This is a genomic window from Streptomyces sp. NPDC015032, assembly GCF_043080425.1.
In the GTDB taxonomy this organism is placed as follows: Bacteria; Actinomycetota; Actinomycetes; order Streptomycetales; family Streptomycetaceae; genus Streptomyces.
In genome coordinates this window covers 24,407-41,609 of sequence record NZ_JBIBVN010000026.1, presented here as the reverse complement: position 1 = coordinate 41,609, position 17,203 = coordinate 24,407, and the positions used below count along the sequence as shown (strand labels likewise).

Sequence of the window (17,203 nt, the reverse complement as noted above, 5' to 3'; positions counted from 1 at the left end):
CAGGTCCATGCCAATGAACTCCGGAGCTCTGCCCAGGAGTAGGATCTCGGCCTACGTCCACCCCGAAACCGGCCCGCCGGCGCGTCGCGAACGGTCCGTGCGGCGGGCGTCTCACTCTGGGTGGCAGTGTGCTGATGGCCGCTCTGGTTCGGGGAAGCAGCTCGTGACCCGGACCATCTGGACTTCCTCGTCGCGCCCGAGGACTGGGCTGCGGGACGCCCTCACCCTCAGCGGTACCGAGGAACTGCGGCCCGCCCGTACCTGTGGCCCGACGAGTAGATCGTGGAGACCGGCGGAGTCACTTCTCGGCCGAACACCCTGGGTCTCGGCGAGCACTTCCATGGCGACCCGGTTCAGCCTGCCTGATCGATTGCGCTGCGGAGCATGGAGATCGTCGTAGCCGCGCGCTCAGCTCCGTCCTCCGTGGCACGCACCCGCTCTTCCAGGAGCACCGCGGCGGCCTGGAGAACTCCCACCCGGACCGGAACGCTCTGCATCGCCGCCTGTACGGCCGCCGCCTGTTCAGCCGGAGTCGCGGTGGCGGTCTGCGGAATGAGCGTGGTGATTCCGCACCCGAGCACGCGGTCACGAGGCGGCTGAGCCGCGGCTGCGGTCACCCCGGAAGCCTGCCGCACCGGACCCGGGGAGTTGCTCAGCAACCTGGCCTCGACTCTTCGAGCTCATCCTGGACGTGAGCATGGACACGCCTCAACAGCGCGGCCAGCTGCGCCCGCTCGGAGCGGGACAGGGGGGCGAGCAGCTGCTTCTGCACGGCCAGCGCCTCGCCCTGCAGCTCCATCAACATCGCGCGGCCCGCCTGGGTGGGCGTAACAGTCACCCGCCTGCGGTCCGCAATGTCGCGAGCGCGGTCCACGAGGCCGGCCACCGCGAGATCGTCCAGGATCTTGACCAGGTCGCTCCGGTCGATCCCGAGCCGTGAGGCCAGCTCCCGCTGCACATGGGGGCCGAAATCGATCAGCGCCGACAACACGGCCATATGCCAGAGCTTCAGATCGCGCTCGGCCAGGCGCGCTGCCAGTCGACTGCGGGCAGCCTTGCCGGTCTTGGACAGCAGATAGGTCGTGAGTCCCAGGAGGCTGGGCGGGGTCTCGCTCATCGACGATATCTTAGGGTGCCACCAACAATGGGCCTTCACCCACTAATTCGATCGGAGCACGTCATGGATGCCCTGCACCCCCGCCTGCTGGTCGGCAGGTTCGCCGAGTGCTTCCGCTTCTACGACGCGGTGCTGCCCGCCCTGATCGGGGCCACCCGGGCCAGTGGCAGCGAGACCGGCCCGTACGCCCACTGGGACGTGGACGGTCAAGCGGCGCTGGTGCTCTTCGACCGCGGCGCGATGTCAGCTGTCATCGGGACCATGGACCTGCCGACCGAGACGCCTCCCGGCCAGGATCGTGCGATGTTCGTCTGCCGGGTCCCCGATGTCGACTCCGCGCTTGCACGCTGCCTCCGGCACGGTGCTGCAGCTGCCGCCGCCGCGTGCGACCGGCCGGACTGGGGCCCCACGCTCCGCACTGCCCATGTACGCGATCCCGAGGGCCACCTCATCGAGCTGCAGTCATACTGAGCGATGGGTGCGGCACCGGACCGCGCCCGGCCGGGGTGGCGACTCGGCACGGCCAAGGCACCCGCAATCGACGACAGGCACCACGGCCCTCCGGAGCACGTGCCGTTCAGCGCATGTCGAAGACCAGGCGGCCCGGCACCTGGCCCTTCAGCGTCTCCCAGCCGGAGACGGAGTGGACGCAGTGTCCGCACGCCTCCCCGAGCCAGGGGATGGCCACCCGGTCCCCCAACGACAGGTGGGCGACCTGCACGCCGACCGCTTCGACGACGCCGATGCCCTCGCGCCCGGTACGAACGGAGGGCTGGGCCTGACCGGCCGGTCGCCCCGCGCGGCGTGGATATCGGTGCGGCACAGCCCGGAGGTCTTCATCCGTACGAGGACCTGGTGTCCGGCCGGCTCCGGAACCGGCCTGTCCTCGACCACCAGCTGCTCGGTGAAGCTGCGCACAACAGCGGCGTTCATGGGTCCTCCTCCGCTTCGATCGGGCACGTCCGGCTGGTCGGCCACCGTACGACAGCACAGGCGACATAAGCCTCGGAACAGACCATTTCGCTTGACCCGACTTCGCTTCTCCGTGGATGCGAAGCACTGTGCCCCGTACCCGAAGTCCTTGGGCGCCCCATGCCCAGCGTGCCCAGCGCCCCGGGCCCGATCGCCGGCCTCGCGGCCCGCCAGGGACTACGGGACAGCCTTTAGCCGCGTGCCCAGTCGCGCATGGCGGTCCGCGAGGAGAAGGCGGCGACGTCCTTGTCGAGCGGCTGGTCGGTGTACTGATGGATGCGCCAGGACGCCTTGATCCTGGGCTTTCCCGCGGTCACGTAGTCGGCTATCCACAGGCCGTCCCCGGCATACGACGTGGTGTCGTGATGCAGCCAGAAGTACCGGTTGCAGTACAGCAGAACTCTGTGATGGGGTCTCAGGCGCTTGACCTCACGGATGAAGCGGTCCTTTTCGGCATTGCTCGCCCGGGTGCCCTCGCCATTCTCCTCCCAGTCCACGGCGAGCAGATCGCCCGCCTTCTCCGGAGCCTTGCTCACGAAGTACTGTGCCTGGTCCGTGATGTCGCCCGGCCAGAGAAAGTGGTAGAAGCCGACAACGCACTCCGCGTCCCTGGCACGTTTGACCTGCGAGGTCAGATGCGGATTGACGTAGGAACGGCCTTCGGTGGCCTTGATGAGGACGAAGTCCAGTCCGTCCGTGTCAACGGACGGCTGATACGCGCTGACGTCGACGCCGTGCAGCATGAGCACCGCCTCCAAGTGGGCTGGGAAATTCCGGTTCTCTCCCTGCTCGTGCCCGCAGTCGCTCCGTCCCATCCTTCCGGTGAACGGGCGAATCGTTTTGCCATTTCCCGGAACAAGGAACAACAGCAGGTAGTTGGTGAAGCGGCGAGACCACATCACGTACCGCAGGCACCATCGGAGGGACGGATCCATGAAGATCGGCATCATCGGAGCGGGCAACATCGGCGGTAACCTCACCCGGCGGCTCACCGCGCTGGGTCATGATGTCTCCGTCGCCAACTCGCGCGGTCCGCAGACGCTCACCGCGCTCGCCGAGGAGACCGGAGCCACCCCGGTCGCGGCCTCCGAGGCCGCTCGGGAAGCCCACGTCGTTGTCGTCACCATCCCGCTCAAGGCAGTCCCCCGGCTGCCCTCCGGCTTCCTCGACGGTGCAGCGCAGGGGGCCGTGGTCATCGACACGGGCAATTACTACCCGCAGCAGCGCGACGGCCGCATCGCCGCGATCGAGGACGGCCTGCCGGAGAGCCGGTGGACCGAGCAGCAGATCGGCCACCCCGTGATCAAGGCGTTCAACGGGACGTACGCGCAGGACATTCTCGACAACGGCCGCCCGAAGGGCAGTCCCGGCCGCCAGGCGCTGCCGGTGGCCGGTGACGACCCGGCGGCCAAGCAGGTCGTACGCGGCCTCATCAACGAGTTGGGCTTCGACACCGTGGACGCCGGCGGCCTCGACGAATCCTGGCGCCAGCAGCCCGGCACGCCCGTCTACGGTCACCAGGGCGATGCCGAGGCCGTTGCCGAGGCGCTCGCCGAAGCGTCCCCGGAGCGCACTGCGGAATGGCGCGCCTGACCGGACGAGGCGCCGGGCAGGTTCGCTTCGTGGGGCCGCGGCGGCCCTGGCGGGCTCGCTGTCCCGCCTGCCTTCCGAACTGGGCAGGCACTCGCCCGGGCAGGGCCGGCCCTCTCCTCGCGCCCGGGGATCGCGGCGGTCCAGCGGGGAGCCCCGCCCCCGGCGAACCGGGCGGAGCGAACCTACGCCCGGCCCGGCCCCCACCACTCGTGGGCGCTGCTGACCGATGTGGAGCCGCTGCGCACCACGATCGCCGGGGTCTCCGGGCGGACCATGTCCCGGCGCGGAGTTTCGCCCGGATCCTGCGCGAACCCGCTGCCCGCCCGGGCGGTACCCAGAGACCGACTCGGTGTCACTGAACGTCGTCCGGACGGGCCGGAAGACTGTCCATGAACGAGCTGACGGAGAAGACGGCACGTCCCGGCCCGGGCGGGCCGTAGCCGGGGGGCGAGCTGAGCCCGTACTCCTCCATGGTCGCGCGGTAGGCGTCCAGCAGGCGGATGTGGTACTCGAGCGGCGCTCCGTCCGGGTTGGTCTTTCCGAGGGGAGTGGTGGGCTCCGGGCACCAGGTGGTGAAGCGCGGCGTGATCCCGTGCGACATGAAGAACCGCAGGCCTTCGGTGGTCGATTCGATGGCTTCCTTCACCGTGGTGAAGCCGAAGGGTTCGGCCATCTCGACGCCCGCCACGAAGTTGGGGATGACATTGCGGGGGCCGAAGACCTCGGCGGAGTCCAGAATGCGGCGGTGCCACTCGTCGCGGCCCACGTAGCGCTCCTTGCCAGGGCAGTAGAGCTCGAACAGCCGACGGTCCCACACCTCGTAGTTGGGGTGGTAGATCTGGACGCCGTAGTCGTGGAAGCGCTGCACATCGGCCTTGGGGAGGGCCTGAGCGACAACCTTGCCGATCCAGCGGCCGGGGAAGCGTTCCTCGATGGCCTTCGCGTACTGCCCGTAAAAGTCCGCCTCGTCGCGGCCGCCGATGTGGGACGTGATGGCGCCCCCGGTGAGTGTGTAGGCGGTGGACGTCTTCGCCGTGTCGTACTTGTCGATGATGGCCAGGGCCTCCAGGACCTCTTCGACCGGCTTCACACCGGTGTACGGACGTCCCGCCGCCTTGTGCTGGCGCCAGTTGTGGTTGATGTCGCAGTACTGGCACTCCTCCTTCGCCCCGAAGTACTGGCAGACCCGGAAGACCGTCAGATAGACGAGGTAGCCCCACTGGATGGTGGGCGCGACCTCCATCACGGACTTGCCGTTCTCAAGGGTGTGCCGGTAATAATCCGGCATCGGGGGCAGGCCCACGTCCGAGATCCGCCGGCCGTCGAGGTACAGCCCGAGCACGCCGCCCTCGTCGGCCGCGACGCGGTACGGGGACGCCGGGTTGACCCGTACCGACACCACCGTCCTGCGCAGGTCGTACGGGCCGCCGGTGAGCACGATCTCCTCCGGCGGGCGGCGGAGGGCGGCCGCGCCGAGCTCGGGGAGGGTTCCGTGGTCGAACGAGAAGATGAAGTACGACTTCGGTTTGACATCGCCGCCCTCGTTGTCGCTCAGGGCTGACTCGTCGAACGCCACGCCGCCACGCAGGAGGTCCTCCTTGATGACGGCTTCCCGGGGCACGTGGGGGAATTGCTCCATGAGCCGCTCAATCAAGCGGGTGCGGTTCCCGTCGGCACCACTTCGATCGGTGCGGCTGCGGTCGGTACTACTCGGCATGTGCGCGACTCCTCGGTCCGGTCGTCGGAGGCGTTCCGGGTACGCCACAGTGTGCAACGAACCACGGGCGTCCGCGGTGCCCGGCCACACCGGCCCATGCGTCGAGTGCGGCACAGATGTCTTTCGGGCCGTTGGCGCCGCGGCCCGAGCCGCGAATTCACCGGCCCCAGTGAGCGGGGCGGTCGAGCGAGGGCGGGAGTCTTGTCGCCGCGTCACCCCTGGCCGCGTTGAGCTGCGCCTGGGTGAGGAAGAGACTTCCGGTGAGGTCGGCGCCGGACAGTTGGGCGTCGCGGAAGTCGGCACCGATCAGATCGGCCAGCCGCAGATCGGCACCTGTCAGGTCCGCCGCGATGAGGTAGGCGCCTCGCAGGTCGGCACCTCGCAGGTCGGCGCCCTTGAGCCTGGCTCCGACGAGGTCGGCACCGCGGTGGTCGCGCTGCTTCCTGCGGGGCACCGTGGCGCGTACGAGTTCGCTGGTGCGGAGCAGGAGGGCGGCGACGTGGTCACGATGGGTGGCCACGTCCAGGTCCGTGAGCGTGTCCGCCGGGAGGTGGGTGAGGCGTTCCGTCGCGTCGAGGGCACCCCGGATCTCGCCCTGGAGAGAACACGCCGCTTGCAGGGACAGCGCTTCTGTGAGGTACCAGAGGAGTTCGTGGAGCTGCCGCATGACCGGGAACACCTGGAACATCTGCTGGGCCGTCTGCGGGGCCCGACGCCAGTCATGCCCGTCGAAGGTCTCGCGGGAGACCCTCTGGCCGGCCCCGAAGCAGTCGTAGACGGTGCATCCGGGGAAGCCCTGGGTCCGCAGTTCGGCGTGAATGCCGCAGCGGAAGTCCTCCTGCAGATTACGGCAGGGCTTCCCGGCATCCTTACTGATCGCGAAGTCCGCGGACCGGGTCAGGGTCAGGGCCACGCAGCACAGCCCGAAACAGTTGGCACAGTCGGCGCGCAGGGCGGCACGGCCGGCGCCGGGGCGTGGGATGTTGTCGGGCACAGTGCGTGGATCCTCTGGGATGCGGAGCTGTCGGACGGCCGACCCTATCGGGATCCGTCGCCCGTACACAGCGATTTCATGATCATCACCATGGAGACGATCACCAGGTGCCACTTTCGGTGCCCAGCACGCGCAGCGGACCAGGAAGCTCCGCTCCGGGCAGGAACCCGTGCGCGCCATCCATGTGGTGGTTATTACATCTTTGCCGGAGGTGACCGCAGACGTGGCGAACGCGTCGGCGGACATCATCCGGGCCCAGCGGGTACTCACGTTTCCGGCCGGCCTTGTCCGGTACCAGTACGTCGAGGCCGAATGGGCCCGTCACGGCACGCCCCTCGCTGTCAGTACGGCGTGCCACGCGACTGTGTGATCGCTCCGGAGGTGGTCAACGAGCTCGGTGCGCTCGTCCCGCTCGGCCGACGCACCCGACGTCCTCGACGATGCCATGACGTTCGGGGACCGTGACGGGCGAGCACGGTGCCGGTCTGCTGAAGATGCGCGGCATGAACAAAGGAGCTGGGTTCCGCGGTACTGAGCATGCATCACGCGGTGTAGGCCGCACCGGACCCGTACGGCATTCTCCCTGCGGGCCGGATGCTCGGCGGGGGCGGTACGTCGTCGTCCGGCGAGAAAAACACGCCGCCCGCGTAGCGGAGCCGGCGGCTGGGCTTGCCGACGGCGTCGGCAACCGGGATGGCCCGCGCCCCGCGCCGGAGCCGTTGTCAGTGGGGCGACGCACACTGGCAGTACGCCAAGGGCCAAAGGGGGACGCAGATGGGCATCGAGCGCGAAACCGGTTTCGAACCCGCAACCGGGGACGGCCCGCCGACTTCGGCACCGGACGGGAATCGGGCCTCTTCGGTGCGGGCGGCGTTCGAGGGCATGCTGCAGATCCGACGGCTGACGAACACCGGACACGCGGCCCCGGAGGGCGTACCCGCACAGTGGGAGACGCACCGGCCGATACGGGCCGTCGCCCTGGCTCTGGAGGCATCGGGGCTGGCCGCCTCGGCCGTCGACGGGTCGGGCGTGCGTACTGCAACCGGGTATCGCCTGGTGCACGGCGAGCCTCCGGGCAGCGTCAGGGTCGAGTGGCTGGGTCCGCCCGGCAGCGGAGCCGCACATGCCGAGGAGGCCGAGCTGGGGCGGTGCGCTGCCGTGCTGCGGGAGCTGGGCTGGACGGCGTTGCTGTACCGCGGGCCGCGGCGCCGAAGATTCCTGGAGGTCGAACCGCCCTCCGGTGTCCGACGGCCGAACGGCGGTTAGCAGACGGCCTCGGGCCGCCGCGGAAGGTCATTGTCAGACCCATGGGGGATGCTGGTGGGTCCGACACCTCTGACCGGGAGATGCTGAGATGCGCAATGACGAACTCGCCGCGGCCCAGGCGTATGTCCGACTGCTGGAGGCCGCTCGAGCCGCGCTCGCGGAGCCTGACGAAGGTCCTTTGTACGTGCCCTTGCTCGCCTCGCCGATCGCGGAGGCGGATGTCGCCCTGGAGCGCGCAGGACTCTGCGGCAATGAGTCCAGGTTCTTCGATCTCGTGCGCTCGCTTCAGCCGAGCATGTCCGGCGGCGCTCGCTGACCTGACTCGTCGAACGGCACCGTACGGCCGCTTGAGCAGGCCCGCCGGAGAACACCGTGCGGTCGCCGAACGGACCCGGCGAATGGCACTGCGGCCGCTGAACGGCCCCGCGCGTTCGCCGGGCACTGCGCCGTCGGCCGGGCGGGGGCGGGCCCGCCCGGCCGTGGACCCGCGGCGTCGACCCGCGGGCCGGCGGATCGACGGTCGTTGCTGCCCCTTTTGCGCCCTCGCTCTTCACCTCGCCGCCCCGATGCGCCACCATGCTCTCCATGAGCCGGCGGACCGGGCACTCTCGGGCCCGCCCCGCGGTCACTCGCCGACTGCCGGTCCGCACCGAATCGCCCGCGCCGCGGACCCTTCCTCTCCCACACGCGTCTCCCCTTGCCCACGATGAATTGATTCAGGCACCAAGAACAACAGCTCGTCACTTGACCGGAGGCTTGCGGCAAATCCAGCGTTCGGTTCAGATGAAACGATTCATGCACAGTTCAAACAACCACCGACCGCCGGATGATTCCTCTTGCGAGGTGTTCATGTCTGATGTGTCAGCCGTCAAGGCAGCTCTGAAGTCCCAGGTGATCGAGACACCGTCGTGGGGGTACGGGAACTCGGGGACCCGGTTCAAGGTGTTCGCGCAGCCCGGCGTTCCGCGCGACCCGTTCGAAAAGCTGGAGGACGCGGCGCAGGTGAACGCGTTTACGGGCGTGGCACCGAAGGTGTCATTGCACATCCCGTGGGACAAGGTCGAGGACTACTCCGCGCTCGCCCGGCATGCCACGGATCTCGGGCTGCGGATCGGCGCGGTCAACTCCAATGTCTTCCAGGACGACGACTTCAAGCTGGGTTCGGTCACCCACCCCGACCCGAAGGTCCGCCGCAAGGCGACCGACCATCTGCTGGAGTGCGTCGACATCATGGACCGGACGGAGTCCTGCGATCTCAAGCTCTGGTTCTCCGACGGCACGAACTACCCCGGGCAGGACGATGTCGTGGCCCGTCAGGACCGACTCGCCGAGGCACTGGCCGAGGTGTACGGGCGTCTGGGCGGCGACCAGCGGATGCTGCTGGAGTACAAGCTCTTCGAACCCGCCTTCTACACGACGGATGTGCCGGACTGGGGCACGGCCTACGCACACTGTCTCGGGCTCGGCCCGAAGGCCCAGGTGGTCGTGGACACCGGGCACCACGCGCCGGGCACCAACATCGAGTTCATCGTGGCGCTCCTGCTGCGTGCGGGAAGGCTCGGTGCGTTCGACTTCAACTCACGGTTCTACGCCGACGACGACCTGATGGTCGGTGCCGCCGACCCGTTCCAGTTGTTCCGGATCATGCACGAGGTGGTCAAGAACGGCGGTCTGAAGGCCGAGACGAACGTCAACTTCATGCTCGACCAGTGCCACAACATCGAGGCGAAGATCCCCGCGGTGATCCGGTCGGTCACCAATGTGCAGGAAGCGACCGCCAAGGCGTTGCTGATCGACATGGATGCGCTGGGCGCCGCGCAGCGGACTGGCGATGTACTCGCCGCGAACGGTGTCCTGATGGACGCGTACAACACCGACGTTCGTCCACTGCTCGCCGAGGTGCGTGAGGAACTCGGTCTGGCCGGGGATCCGTTCGCCGCATATCTGGCCTCGGGCAATCAGGAGCGGATCGCCGCCGTCCGGGTCGGCGGCGAGCAGGCCGGCTGGGGCGCCTGAGCCGCCTCCCCTCCCCCGCGCACCCGTGCACCTGTCCGACCGTTTCGGCCCGGCCCGACCCGAAGGAATCTCATGACGTCTGCGACGCACGCCGAAGTCGCTGCCCTCCTGGAGCGCGCCCACCGAATCGGCTCCGACACCCGCAACACCAACTACGCAGGTGGCAATGTGTCGGTGAAAGCCACAGCCACCGACCCGGTCACAGGTGCCGAGACCGAGCTGCTGTGGGTCAAGGGGTCCGGTGGTGATCTCGGCACCCTGACCGAGGCCGGACTCGCCGTACTGCGTCTGGACCGGGTACGTGCGCTCGGGAACGTGTATCCCGGGGTGGAACGTGAGAACGAGATGGTGCCGGCGTTCGACTTCTGCCTGCATGGCAGGGGCGGCGCCGCCCCCTCCATCGACACGGCGATGCACGCCCTGGTCGAGGCCGCGCACGTCGATCATCTGCACCCGGACTCGGGGATCGCGCTGGCGTGCTCCGTCGACGGGGAGAAGCTCACGGCGGAGTGTTTCGGCAACAAGGTGGCCTGGGTGGGCTGGCGCCGGCCCGGGTTCCAGCTGGGTCTGGACATCGCCGCGGTCAAGGAGGCCAATCCGCAGGCCGTCGGCGTGATCCTCGGCGGTCATGGCATCACGGCGTGGGGCGAGACGTCCGAGGAGTGCGAGCACAACGCTCTCTGGATGATCCGCACGGCCGAGGCCTTCCTCCAGGAGCGGGGGAAGGCAGAGCCGTTCGGGCCTGTGTGGGCGGGCCGAGAGCCCCTTGCCGAGGAGCGGCGGCTGGAACGCGCTGCCGCGCTCGCCCCCGTGATCCGCGGTCTGGTTTCCACCGGCCGTCCGCAGGTGGGTCACTTCACCGACGCAGAGCCCGTCCTGGACTTCCTCGCCCGTGCCGAACACCCGCGGCTCGCCTCGCTCGGCACCTCGTGCCCGGACCATTTCCTTCGTACGAAGGTCAGGCCGTTGGTCCTCGATCTGCCCGCGGACGCCCCGCTGGAGGAGGCCCAGGCCCGCCTGAAGGAGCTGCACGAGGAGTACCGGGAGGCGTATCGCACCTACTACGAGCGTCACGCCACGCCCGACTCCCCCCCGATGCGCGGCGCGGATCCTGCGATCGTGCTGGTACCCGGCGTCGGCATGTTCTCCTTCGGCAAGGACAAGCAGACCGCCCGGGTCGCCGGGGAGTTCTACCTCAATGCCGTCCATGTGATGCGTGGCGCCGAGGCGGTCTCCTCGTACGCTCCGATCGAGGAATCCGAGAAGTTCCGGATCGAGTACTGGGAGCTGGAGGAGGCCAAACTGCGCCGGATGCCGGAGCCCAGGCCGCTGGCCACCCGGGTGGCGCTGGTCACGGGTGCGGGGTCCGGTATCGGCAAGGCCATCGCGCAGCGACTGGTCGTGGAGGGGGCGTGCGTCGTCGTCGCGGACCTGGACGCGGAGAGCGCCGCCTTGGTGGCGCGGGATCTCGGGGGGCCCGACAAGGCTGTCGCGGTGACGGTCGATGTGACCAGTGAGGAACAGATCGCCGGGGCGTTCAAGGCCGCCGTGCTGGCGTTCGGCGGTGTGGATCTCGTCGTGAACAATGCGGGGATCTCGATCTCCAAGCCGCTTCTCGAAACCACGGCCCGGGACTGGGATCTCCAGCACGCCATCATGGCGCGCGGTTCGTTCCTCGTATCGAGAGAAGCCGCGCGGGTGATGCGGTCGCAGAACCTCGGTGGCGACATCGTCTACATCGCGTCGAAGAACGCGGTGTTCGCCGGCCCGGACAACATCGCCTACTCGGCGACCAAGGCCGATCAGGCTCACCAGGTGCGGCTGTTGGCAGCGGAACTGGGCGAGTACGGGATCCGGGTGAACGGGGTCAACCCCGACGGTGTGGTGCGGGGCTCGGGCATCTTCGCAGCCGGCTGGGGTGCTCAGCGCGCGGCGACCTACGGGATCGAGGAAGAGAAGCTCGGAGAGTTCTATGCCCAGCGGACCCTTCTGAAGCGCGAAGTGCTCCCGGAGCACGTCGCGAACGCCGTCTTCGCGCTGACCGGCGGGGATCTGACACACACGACTGGACTTCACATTCCCGTCGACGCCGGTGTGGCGGCGGCGTTCCTCCGATGACCCACGTCCCCGCGATGCCTCGCGTCCCGGCGATGGCCCGTGGTGCCGCGCCGCGCCACGCCCCAGCGGTGCCTCGCGGGCCCGCGATGAGCCGGATGAGATTTCCATGTCTGTGACGTCACGAAACGAGGCGGTCTTCGCGGCCGTGGACCTCGGTGCCACCAGCGGTCGGGTGATCACCGGCCGGGCCGGACCGGAGAAACTGGTGCTGACCGAGGTGCACCGCTTCCCCAACACCCCGGTCCGGCTGCCGGACGGGCTGCGATGGAACGTGCTCGCCCTCTACCAGGGGATGCTCGACGGCCTGCGGAAGGCCGCGCGCAGCGGCCCGATCGCCTCGATCGGCATCGATACGTGGGCGGTCGACTACGGCCTTCTCGATGCCGACGGAGCGTTGCTCGGATTGCCGTTCCACTACCGTGACGGCCGCAACGGCAGGGCAGTCGAGGGGGTATGGGCCGAATGCGGTGCCAAGGAGCTGTACGCGGTCGGCGGATTGCAGCATCTGCCGTTCAATACAATTTTCCAGCTCGCCGCACACCGCACGAGTGCCCAGTGGGGCACCGCGCGAACGATGTTGCTGATCCCTGATCTGCTGGTCCACTGGCTGACCGGCACGGTGGGGGCGGAGGTCACCAACGCTTCGACGACCGGTCTCTTCGACGCGTCCGCCGGCACCTGGTCCGACACGCTGATCGGCCGACTGGGTCTGGAGCGTTCCTGGTTCCCGCCGTTGCGTGAACCAGGCGATTCGGCGGGGACGCTGTTGCCGCATGTGGCCGAGCACACCGGCCTCCCGGCCGGTACACGGGTGACGACCGTCGCCTCGCACGACACGGCGTCGGCCGTCGCCGCGGTACCCGCGACCGTGCCCGGATTCGCGTATGTGTCCTGCGGTACCTGGTCGTTGGCAGGTCTGGAACTGGCGGCACCGGTACTGACGGAGGAGTCCCGGGCGGCGAACTTCACCAATGAGCGCGGGGTGGACGGGACCGTCCGCTTTCTGCGCAACACCATGGGCCTGTGGCTTCTGGAGGAGTGCCGCCGCGCCTGGGACCGCGAGGGTACGGCTCCGAGCCTGTCCGGGTTGCTCGCGGAGGCGGCCGGGGCCCGGCCGTTCGCTGCGGTGATCGACGCCGACGACGAGGCGTTCCTCGCACCGGGTGACATGCCCTCACGCATCGATGCCCACCTCGTACGGACCGGACAGGTACCGCCCGGAAGCCCCGGCGGATATGTGCGGTGTGTGCTGGAGAGTCTGGCGCTGGCGCATCGCAGAACGCTGCGGTGGGCCGCCCGGCTGGCGGGGCATGAGCCGACCCGGATCCATCTCGTCGGCGGGGGTTCGCGCAATGAGCTGTTGTGCCAGTGGACCGCGGATGCCACCGGGCTGCCCGTCACGGCCGGTCCCGCCGAGGCTACCGCGCTCGGCAACATCCTGTTGCAAGCACGCACCCATGGCCTGGTGGGCGATCTCCTGGACATGCGACGACTCGTCGCACGGACCCAGGAGTTGCGCCACTACACCCCGCAGGGAGATCAGCATGCCTGGGACCGGGCCGCCGCGAGGCTGGGGGCGGCCTGAGTTCTGGGCACCTCGGCACGGAGTCCGGCCCCGTCCGGGGCCGGACCCTCGATGGACGACGAAGGAAGGAAAGCTCATGTCCGATGTCTCTCCCACCGTGCTCGCCCGCACCGCACGTCGCCGTACCCGCGTCGGCCTGGTCTCCGGTGGACTCGGGGCGTACTGGCCGCAGTTCCCCGGTCTCCTCGACCAGCTGCAGGAATCGGCGCGTTTCGTGAGCCGGCGGCTCGAGGAGCTGGAGTGCGAGGTCGTCGACGTCGGCTTCGTCTCCGGTCCGCAGGAGGCCGCAACGGCGGCGGAACAGCTGCGCAAGGCCGACTGCGACATCGTCGTCACGTTCCTGACGACGTACCTCACTGCCTCGATGGTCCTGCCGATCGCCCAGCGCACCCACACCCCGGTGCTGGTTATCGACCTCCAGCCGACCGAGGCGATGGATCACCCGAACACCGGCACGGGCGAGTGGCTGGCGTACTGCGGACAGTGCCCGCTGCCGGAGGTCGCCAATGTCTTCCGGCGCAGCGGCATCCGCTTCCGCTCCGTAACCGGCCATCTGCGCGACGAGAACGCCTGGAACCGGATCCGCCGGTGGCTCTCCGCCGCGCGGGTGCGCGGCGCGCTGCGGCACGGCCGGCACGGACTGATGGGCCACCTCTACCCAGGGATGCTCGACGTCTCCACCGATATGACCCTGGTTTCCACCCAGTTCGGCGGACACGTCGAGGTCCTCGAATTCGACGACCTGCGGGTCCGGGTCGCCGCCGTGACGGACCGGGAGGCGGCCGAGCGCATCACGCTCGTGCACCAGGTCTTCACCCTCGACGACTCCGTGGACGAGCGCGATCTCCTGTGGGCCGCCCGGGTGTCGGTCGGTCTCGACCGGCTCGTGGAGGACTTCGCGCTCGACAGTCTCGCCTACTACCACCGCGGTCTGGAGGGCGAGATCCACGAGCGGCTCGGCGCGGGCATGATCCTCGGCGCATCGCTGCTGACCGCCCGGGGCATCCCGATGGCCGGGGAGTACGAGCTGCGCACCAGCCTCGCCATGCTGATCGCCGACACCATCGGCGCCGGCGGCTCCTTCACCGAGCTCCAGGCCCTCAACTTCCGCGACGAGGTCGTCGAGATGGGGCACGACGGTCCGGCCCACCTCGCGATCAGCGCCAAGGATCCGCTGCTCCGGGGGCTGGGCCTCTATCACGGCAAACGCGGTTGGGGCGTCAGCGTCGAGTTCGACGTCGAGCACGGTCCCGTCACCACGTTCGGCGTCGGTCAGGAGGCGGACGGCACCTTCACGTTCATCGCGTCCGAGGGCGAGGTCGTCCCGGGACCTCTGCTGGAGATCGGCAACACCACCTCACGCGTCCACTTCGGCTTCGACCCCGGTGAATGGACCGATGCGTGGTCCGCGACCGGCGTCGGCCACCACTGGACTCTCTGCACCGGCCACCGTGCCAAGGACTTCAGGGCCGCCGCCGACCTCCTCGGCATGCCGTTCCGTACCGTCACCGGCCCCAATGATCTGTGAACAGTTCCGCAGCCCCGGTCCGTCCCCGCGCCGTCCCGTTCCGGCTCGCAGCCTCCCGGTTCAGTCCGTCGCAACGGAAACGGCATCCGGGCCGGGATGCAGGCCCAGCTCGCGGTCGCCCAGCGGCGCGAAGAAGAGCGCCACGTCGGCCTCGGTGACCTCGGCCAGGTCCGCCGGGCTCCATCGTGGATCGCGATCCTTGTCGATGATCTGGGCACGCACGCCTTCCACCAGGTCGGACCTGGTGAGGGCGGTGCACGACGTCCTGTACTCCTGGTCGAGCACCGCTTCCAGACTGTCGAGCCTGCGGGCCCTGCGCAGTGCGGAGAGGGTTACCTTGAGCGCCGTGGGCGACTTGGCCAGGATCGTTTCGGCGGCCTGTTTGGCGGCGGGGACACCACAGGCGCCGAGCCGGTCGAGGATCTCCGCAACGGAGTCGGCCCCGTAGCAGGAATCGATCCACTCGCGGTGCTCCGCCAGCTCACCGCCCGGCGCGGGTGAGGCGTGCCGTCGTACCGTGTCCTCGACCTCGGCGGCCGTACCGGCAGCGGCGAGCGCCGTGACGAGCTGGGCAAGGCGGTGCGACGGCACGAAGTGGTCGGCGAGTCCGCACAGCAGTGCGTCAGCCGCGCCGACGGCGTCCGCGGTGAGTGCCAGGTGGGTGCCGAGCTCACCGGGCGCTGAGCTGAGCAGCCGCGTCCCGCCCACATCGGGGACGAAGCCGATGCCCGTCTCGGGCATGGCGACGCGCGAACGTTCGGTGACGATCCGGACGTCACCGTGGGCCGAGACGCCGACGCCGCCGCCCATCACGATGCCGTCCATGATCGCCACGTAGGGCTTGGGGAATCGGGCGATACGGGCGTTGAGCCGGTACTCGTCACGCCAGAAGTCCTTCGAGATGCCGCCGCCCGAGCGGGCGTCCTCGTAGATCGAACGGATGTCGCCGCCCGCGCAGAGGCCGCGGTCCCCGGCTCCGGTGATCAGGACCGCGGCGATGGCGTGGTCGAACTCGGCTTCTGACAGTGCTTCGTCGATGCGCAGCACCATGGCGTGATTCAGCGCATTGAGGGCGCGCGGACGGTTCAGGGTGATGTGCCGGATGCGTCCCTCGGTGTGCAGCAGAACGGGATCGTCGTGATTCATCAATGCGCTCCGGTCAGCCCCTGTGCCGTATCGTCCGCCGATCGCGGGCGATCTTCCGCTGCCATTCTGCGGGGCGGGTCCAGTGCTCGGGCAGGCAGGGGTACGGGGCACGGGGCCTGCCCTCGGCCCCGGGCTTCCCGATGGTCCGCTGCGGCAGCCCGCCGGAGCCGGTTCGACTGTTGGGACACGCCGTACGGCAGCCTCGCCGGACGATCTCCGGAGCAGGAATGACCGTCCGACGCCCGTACGATCGTGCGCAAGGCCCTGAACGGCTGGGACTTGTGCGAACTCGCCGACGACGCCGAGCTGGTGACCGGGGAGCTGCTGGAAAATGTGCTGCTGCACACGGAAGGTGGCACGGTACTCACTCTGGAGGTGCTGCCGGAACCCGTCCGGCGGGCGCGGCAGTCGGTGCAGGATCGTTCGAGCGTCTTGCCGAGACGCCGCTGTCCGGGCGAGACCGCCACATCAGGGCGGGGCCTACCGCTCCTGGCTGCCGTCGCCGTCCGTTGGGGCATCGAGGCCGGGTCGGGCGAGGTGGGGCTCGGGGAGGCGGAGAGCACCGTGCCGGTCGGGCCGACCACCGCTGCGGCCGCGAGTGTTCCCGCAGCGCGCATCGATCTCCTCACGGTTGTCGGGGACAGCAGGTGCGTCAGAGGCGGCGGTGCATGATGTGCAGTCCGACGAACCCCTGTTTCGGATGGTTGAACCCCTCGGGCAGGGTTCCGAGGATTTCGAAGCCGAGCGAGCGGTAGAGCCGGACGGCGTGGGTGTTCGTCTCCACCACCGCGTTGAACTGCATGGCCCGGAACCCCGACGATCGGGCCCAGTCCAGCGTGTACTCACAGAGGGCCCGGCCCACTCCCTGCCCTGAATACTCGGGGTCGACCATGTAGCTGGCGCTCGCGATGTGCGCGCCGTTGCCCATGTGGTTCTTGTTCATCTTCGCCGTGCCGAGGACCGTCCCCTCGTCGTCGACCGCGACGACCGTGCGGTTCGGTGAATCGAGGAGCCACCAGGAGCGGGCCTCGTTCTCGCCGAGGTCGAGCGGATAGGTGAACGTCTCGCCCGCTGCGACGATTTCATGGAAAAACGGCCAGATGTCGGCCCAGTCACCGGCTGTGGCTTCCCTGATCAGCATGCAGGACAGA

15 protein-coding genes and 2 pseudogenes are annotated in these 17,203 nt (G+C 69.0%); 9 read left to right on the top strand and 8 right to left on the bottom strand.

Annotated elements, in window-relative coordinates:
* Window positions 1-353: 353 nt before the first annotated feature.
* Both ACF08M_RS29115 and ACF08M_RS29110 read right to left on the bottom strand, forming a co-directional pair.
* Window positions 354-617, bottom strand: a complete 264-nt coding sequence (locus tag ACF08M_RS29115; RefSeq protein WP_392188234.1) for a hypothetical protein — start codon at window positions 615-617, stop codon at window positions 354-356.
* Between the two features lie 35 nt (window positions 618-652).
* Entirely contained in the window at window positions 653-1,117 is a 465-nt protein-coding gene (locus tag ACF08M_RS29110; RefSeq protein WP_392188233.1) for a MarR family winged helix-turn-helix transcriptional regulator, read from the bottom strand.
* Window positions 1,118-1,180: 63 nt separating this feature from the next.
* Here ACF08M_RS29110 and ACF08M_RS29105 point away from each other — a divergent pair, with 63 nt between their 5' ends.
* Window positions 1,181-1,588: a VOC family protein gene (locus ACF08M_RS29105; protein ID WP_392188232.1), complete on the top strand. Its 408-nt coding sequence runs from the start codon at window positions 1,181-1,183 to the stop codon at window positions 1,586-1,588.
* A 148-nt stretch (window positions 1,589-1,736) separates the two neighbouring features.
* On the opposite strand, the pseudogene ACF08M_RS29100 reads toward ACF08M_RS29105, so the two are convergent.
* Window positions 1,737-2,050: pseudogene (locus ACF08M_RS29100) on the bottom strand (alcohol dehydrogenase catalytic domain-containing protein); the annotation flags it as partial.
* 230 nt (window positions 2,051-2,280) lie between these two features.
* Window positions 2,281-2,832 (bottom strand): GH25 family lysozyme, encoded by a 552-nt coding sequence (locus tag ACF08M_RS29095; protein ID WP_392188231.1) that lies wholly within the window; start codon window positions 2,830-2,832, stop codon window positions 2,281-2,283.
* 190 nt (window positions 2,833-3,022) lie between these two features.
* Between ACF08M_RS29095 and ACF08M_RS29090 the strand changes: the two genes are divergently transcribed.
* Complete coding sequence (locus ACF08M_RS29090; protein WP_392188230.1) at window positions 3,023-3,682, top strand: NADPH-dependent F420 reductase; 660 nt, start codon at window positions 3,023-3,025, stop codon at window positions 3,680-3,682.
* Between the two features lie 352 nt (window positions 3,683-4,034).
* Here the strand turns inward: ACF08M_RS29090 and ACF08M_RS29085 are convergent, their stop codons facing one another.
* Window positions 4,035-5,399, bottom strand: coding sequence for a radical SAM protein (locus ACF08M_RS29085; RefSeq protein WP_392188229.1), 1,365 nt, complete (start codon window positions 5,397-5,399; stop codon window positions 4,035-4,037).
* 157 nt (window positions 5,400-5,556) lie between these two features.
* The gene (locus ACF08M_RS29080; RefSeq protein WP_392188228.1) at window positions 5,557-6,393 is read right to left on the bottom strand and encodes a pentapeptide repeat-containing protein; all 837 of its coding nucleotides are present in this window, start codon (window positions 6,391-6,393) and stop codon (window positions 5,557-5,559) included.
* Window positions 6,394-7,167: 774 nt separating this feature from the next.
* On the opposite strand from ACF08M_RS29080, the gene ACF08M_RS29075 reads away from it, so the two are divergent.
* The 6 genes from ACF08M_RS29075 (at window position 7,168) to ACF08M_RS29050 (ending at window position 14,906) form a co-directional block, all read left to right on the top strand.
* Entirely contained in the window at window positions 7,168-7,659 is a 492-nt protein-coding gene (locus tag ACF08M_RS29075; protein WP_392188227.1) for a hypothetical protein, read from the top strand.
* 88 nt (window positions 7,660-7,747) lie between these two features.
* Complete coding sequence (locus ACF08M_RS29070; RefSeq protein ID WP_392188226.1) at window positions 7,748-7,975, top strand: hypothetical protein; 228 nt, start codon at window positions 7,748-7,750, stop codon at window positions 7,973-7,975.
* 533 nt (window positions 7,976-8,508) lie between these two features.
* Window positions 8,509-9,675, top strand: coding sequence for an L-rhamnose isomerase (rhaI, locus tag ACF08M_RS29065; RefSeq protein ID WP_392188225.1), 1,167 nt, complete (start codon window positions 8,509-8,511; stop codon window positions 9,673-9,675).
* A 72-nt stretch (window positions 9,676-9,747) separates the two neighbouring features.
* The gene (locus ACF08M_RS29060) at window positions 9,748-11,793 is read left to right on the top strand and encodes a bifunctional aldolase/short-chain dehydrogenase (RefSeq protein WP_392188224.1); all 2,046 of its coding nucleotides are present in this window, start codon (window positions 9,748-9,750) and stop codon (window positions 11,791-11,793) included.
* A gap of 106 nt (window positions 11,794-11,899) precedes the next feature.
* Complete coding sequence (locus ACF08M_RS29055) at window positions 11,900-13,378, top strand: rhamnulokinase family protein (protein WP_392188223.1); 1,479 nt, start codon at window positions 11,900-11,902, stop codon at window positions 13,376-13,378.
* A gap of 76 nt (window positions 13,379-13,454) precedes the next feature.
* On the top strand, window positions 13,455-14,906 hold the full coding sequence (locus ACF08M_RS29050) for an arabinose isomerase (protein WP_392188222.1): 1,452 nt from the start codon (window positions 13,455-13,457) through the stop codon (window positions 14,904-14,906).
* Window positions 14,907-14,966: 60 nt separating this feature from the next.
* Here the strand turns inward: ACF08M_RS29050 and ACF08M_RS29045 are convergent, their stop codons facing one another.
* A complete protein-coding gene (locus ACF08M_RS29045; RefSeq protein ID WP_392188221.1) occupies window positions 14,967-16,052 on the bottom strand; it encodes an enoyl-CoA hydratase/isomerase family protein in 1,086 nt (361 codons plus the stop codon).
* 234 nt (window positions 16,053-16,286) lie between these two features.
* Here ACF08M_RS29045 and ACF08M_RS29040 point away from each other — a divergent pair.
* A pseudogene (locus tag ACF08M_RS29040) lies at window positions 16,287-16,724 on the top strand (hypothetical protein); the annotation flags it as partial.
* Here the strand turns inward: ACF08M_RS29040 and ACF08M_RS29035 are convergent.
* Window positions 16,705-17,193: a GNAT family N-acetyltransferase gene (locus ACF08M_RS29035; RefSeq protein ID WP_392188220.1), complete on the bottom strand. Its 489-nt coding sequence runs from the start codon at window positions 17,191-17,193 to the stop codon at window positions 16,705-16,707. The pseudogene ACF08M_RS29040 and the gene ACF08M_RS29035 sit on opposite strands and share 20 nt — an antisense overlap.
* Window positions 17,194-17,203 lie beyond the last annotated feature (10 nt).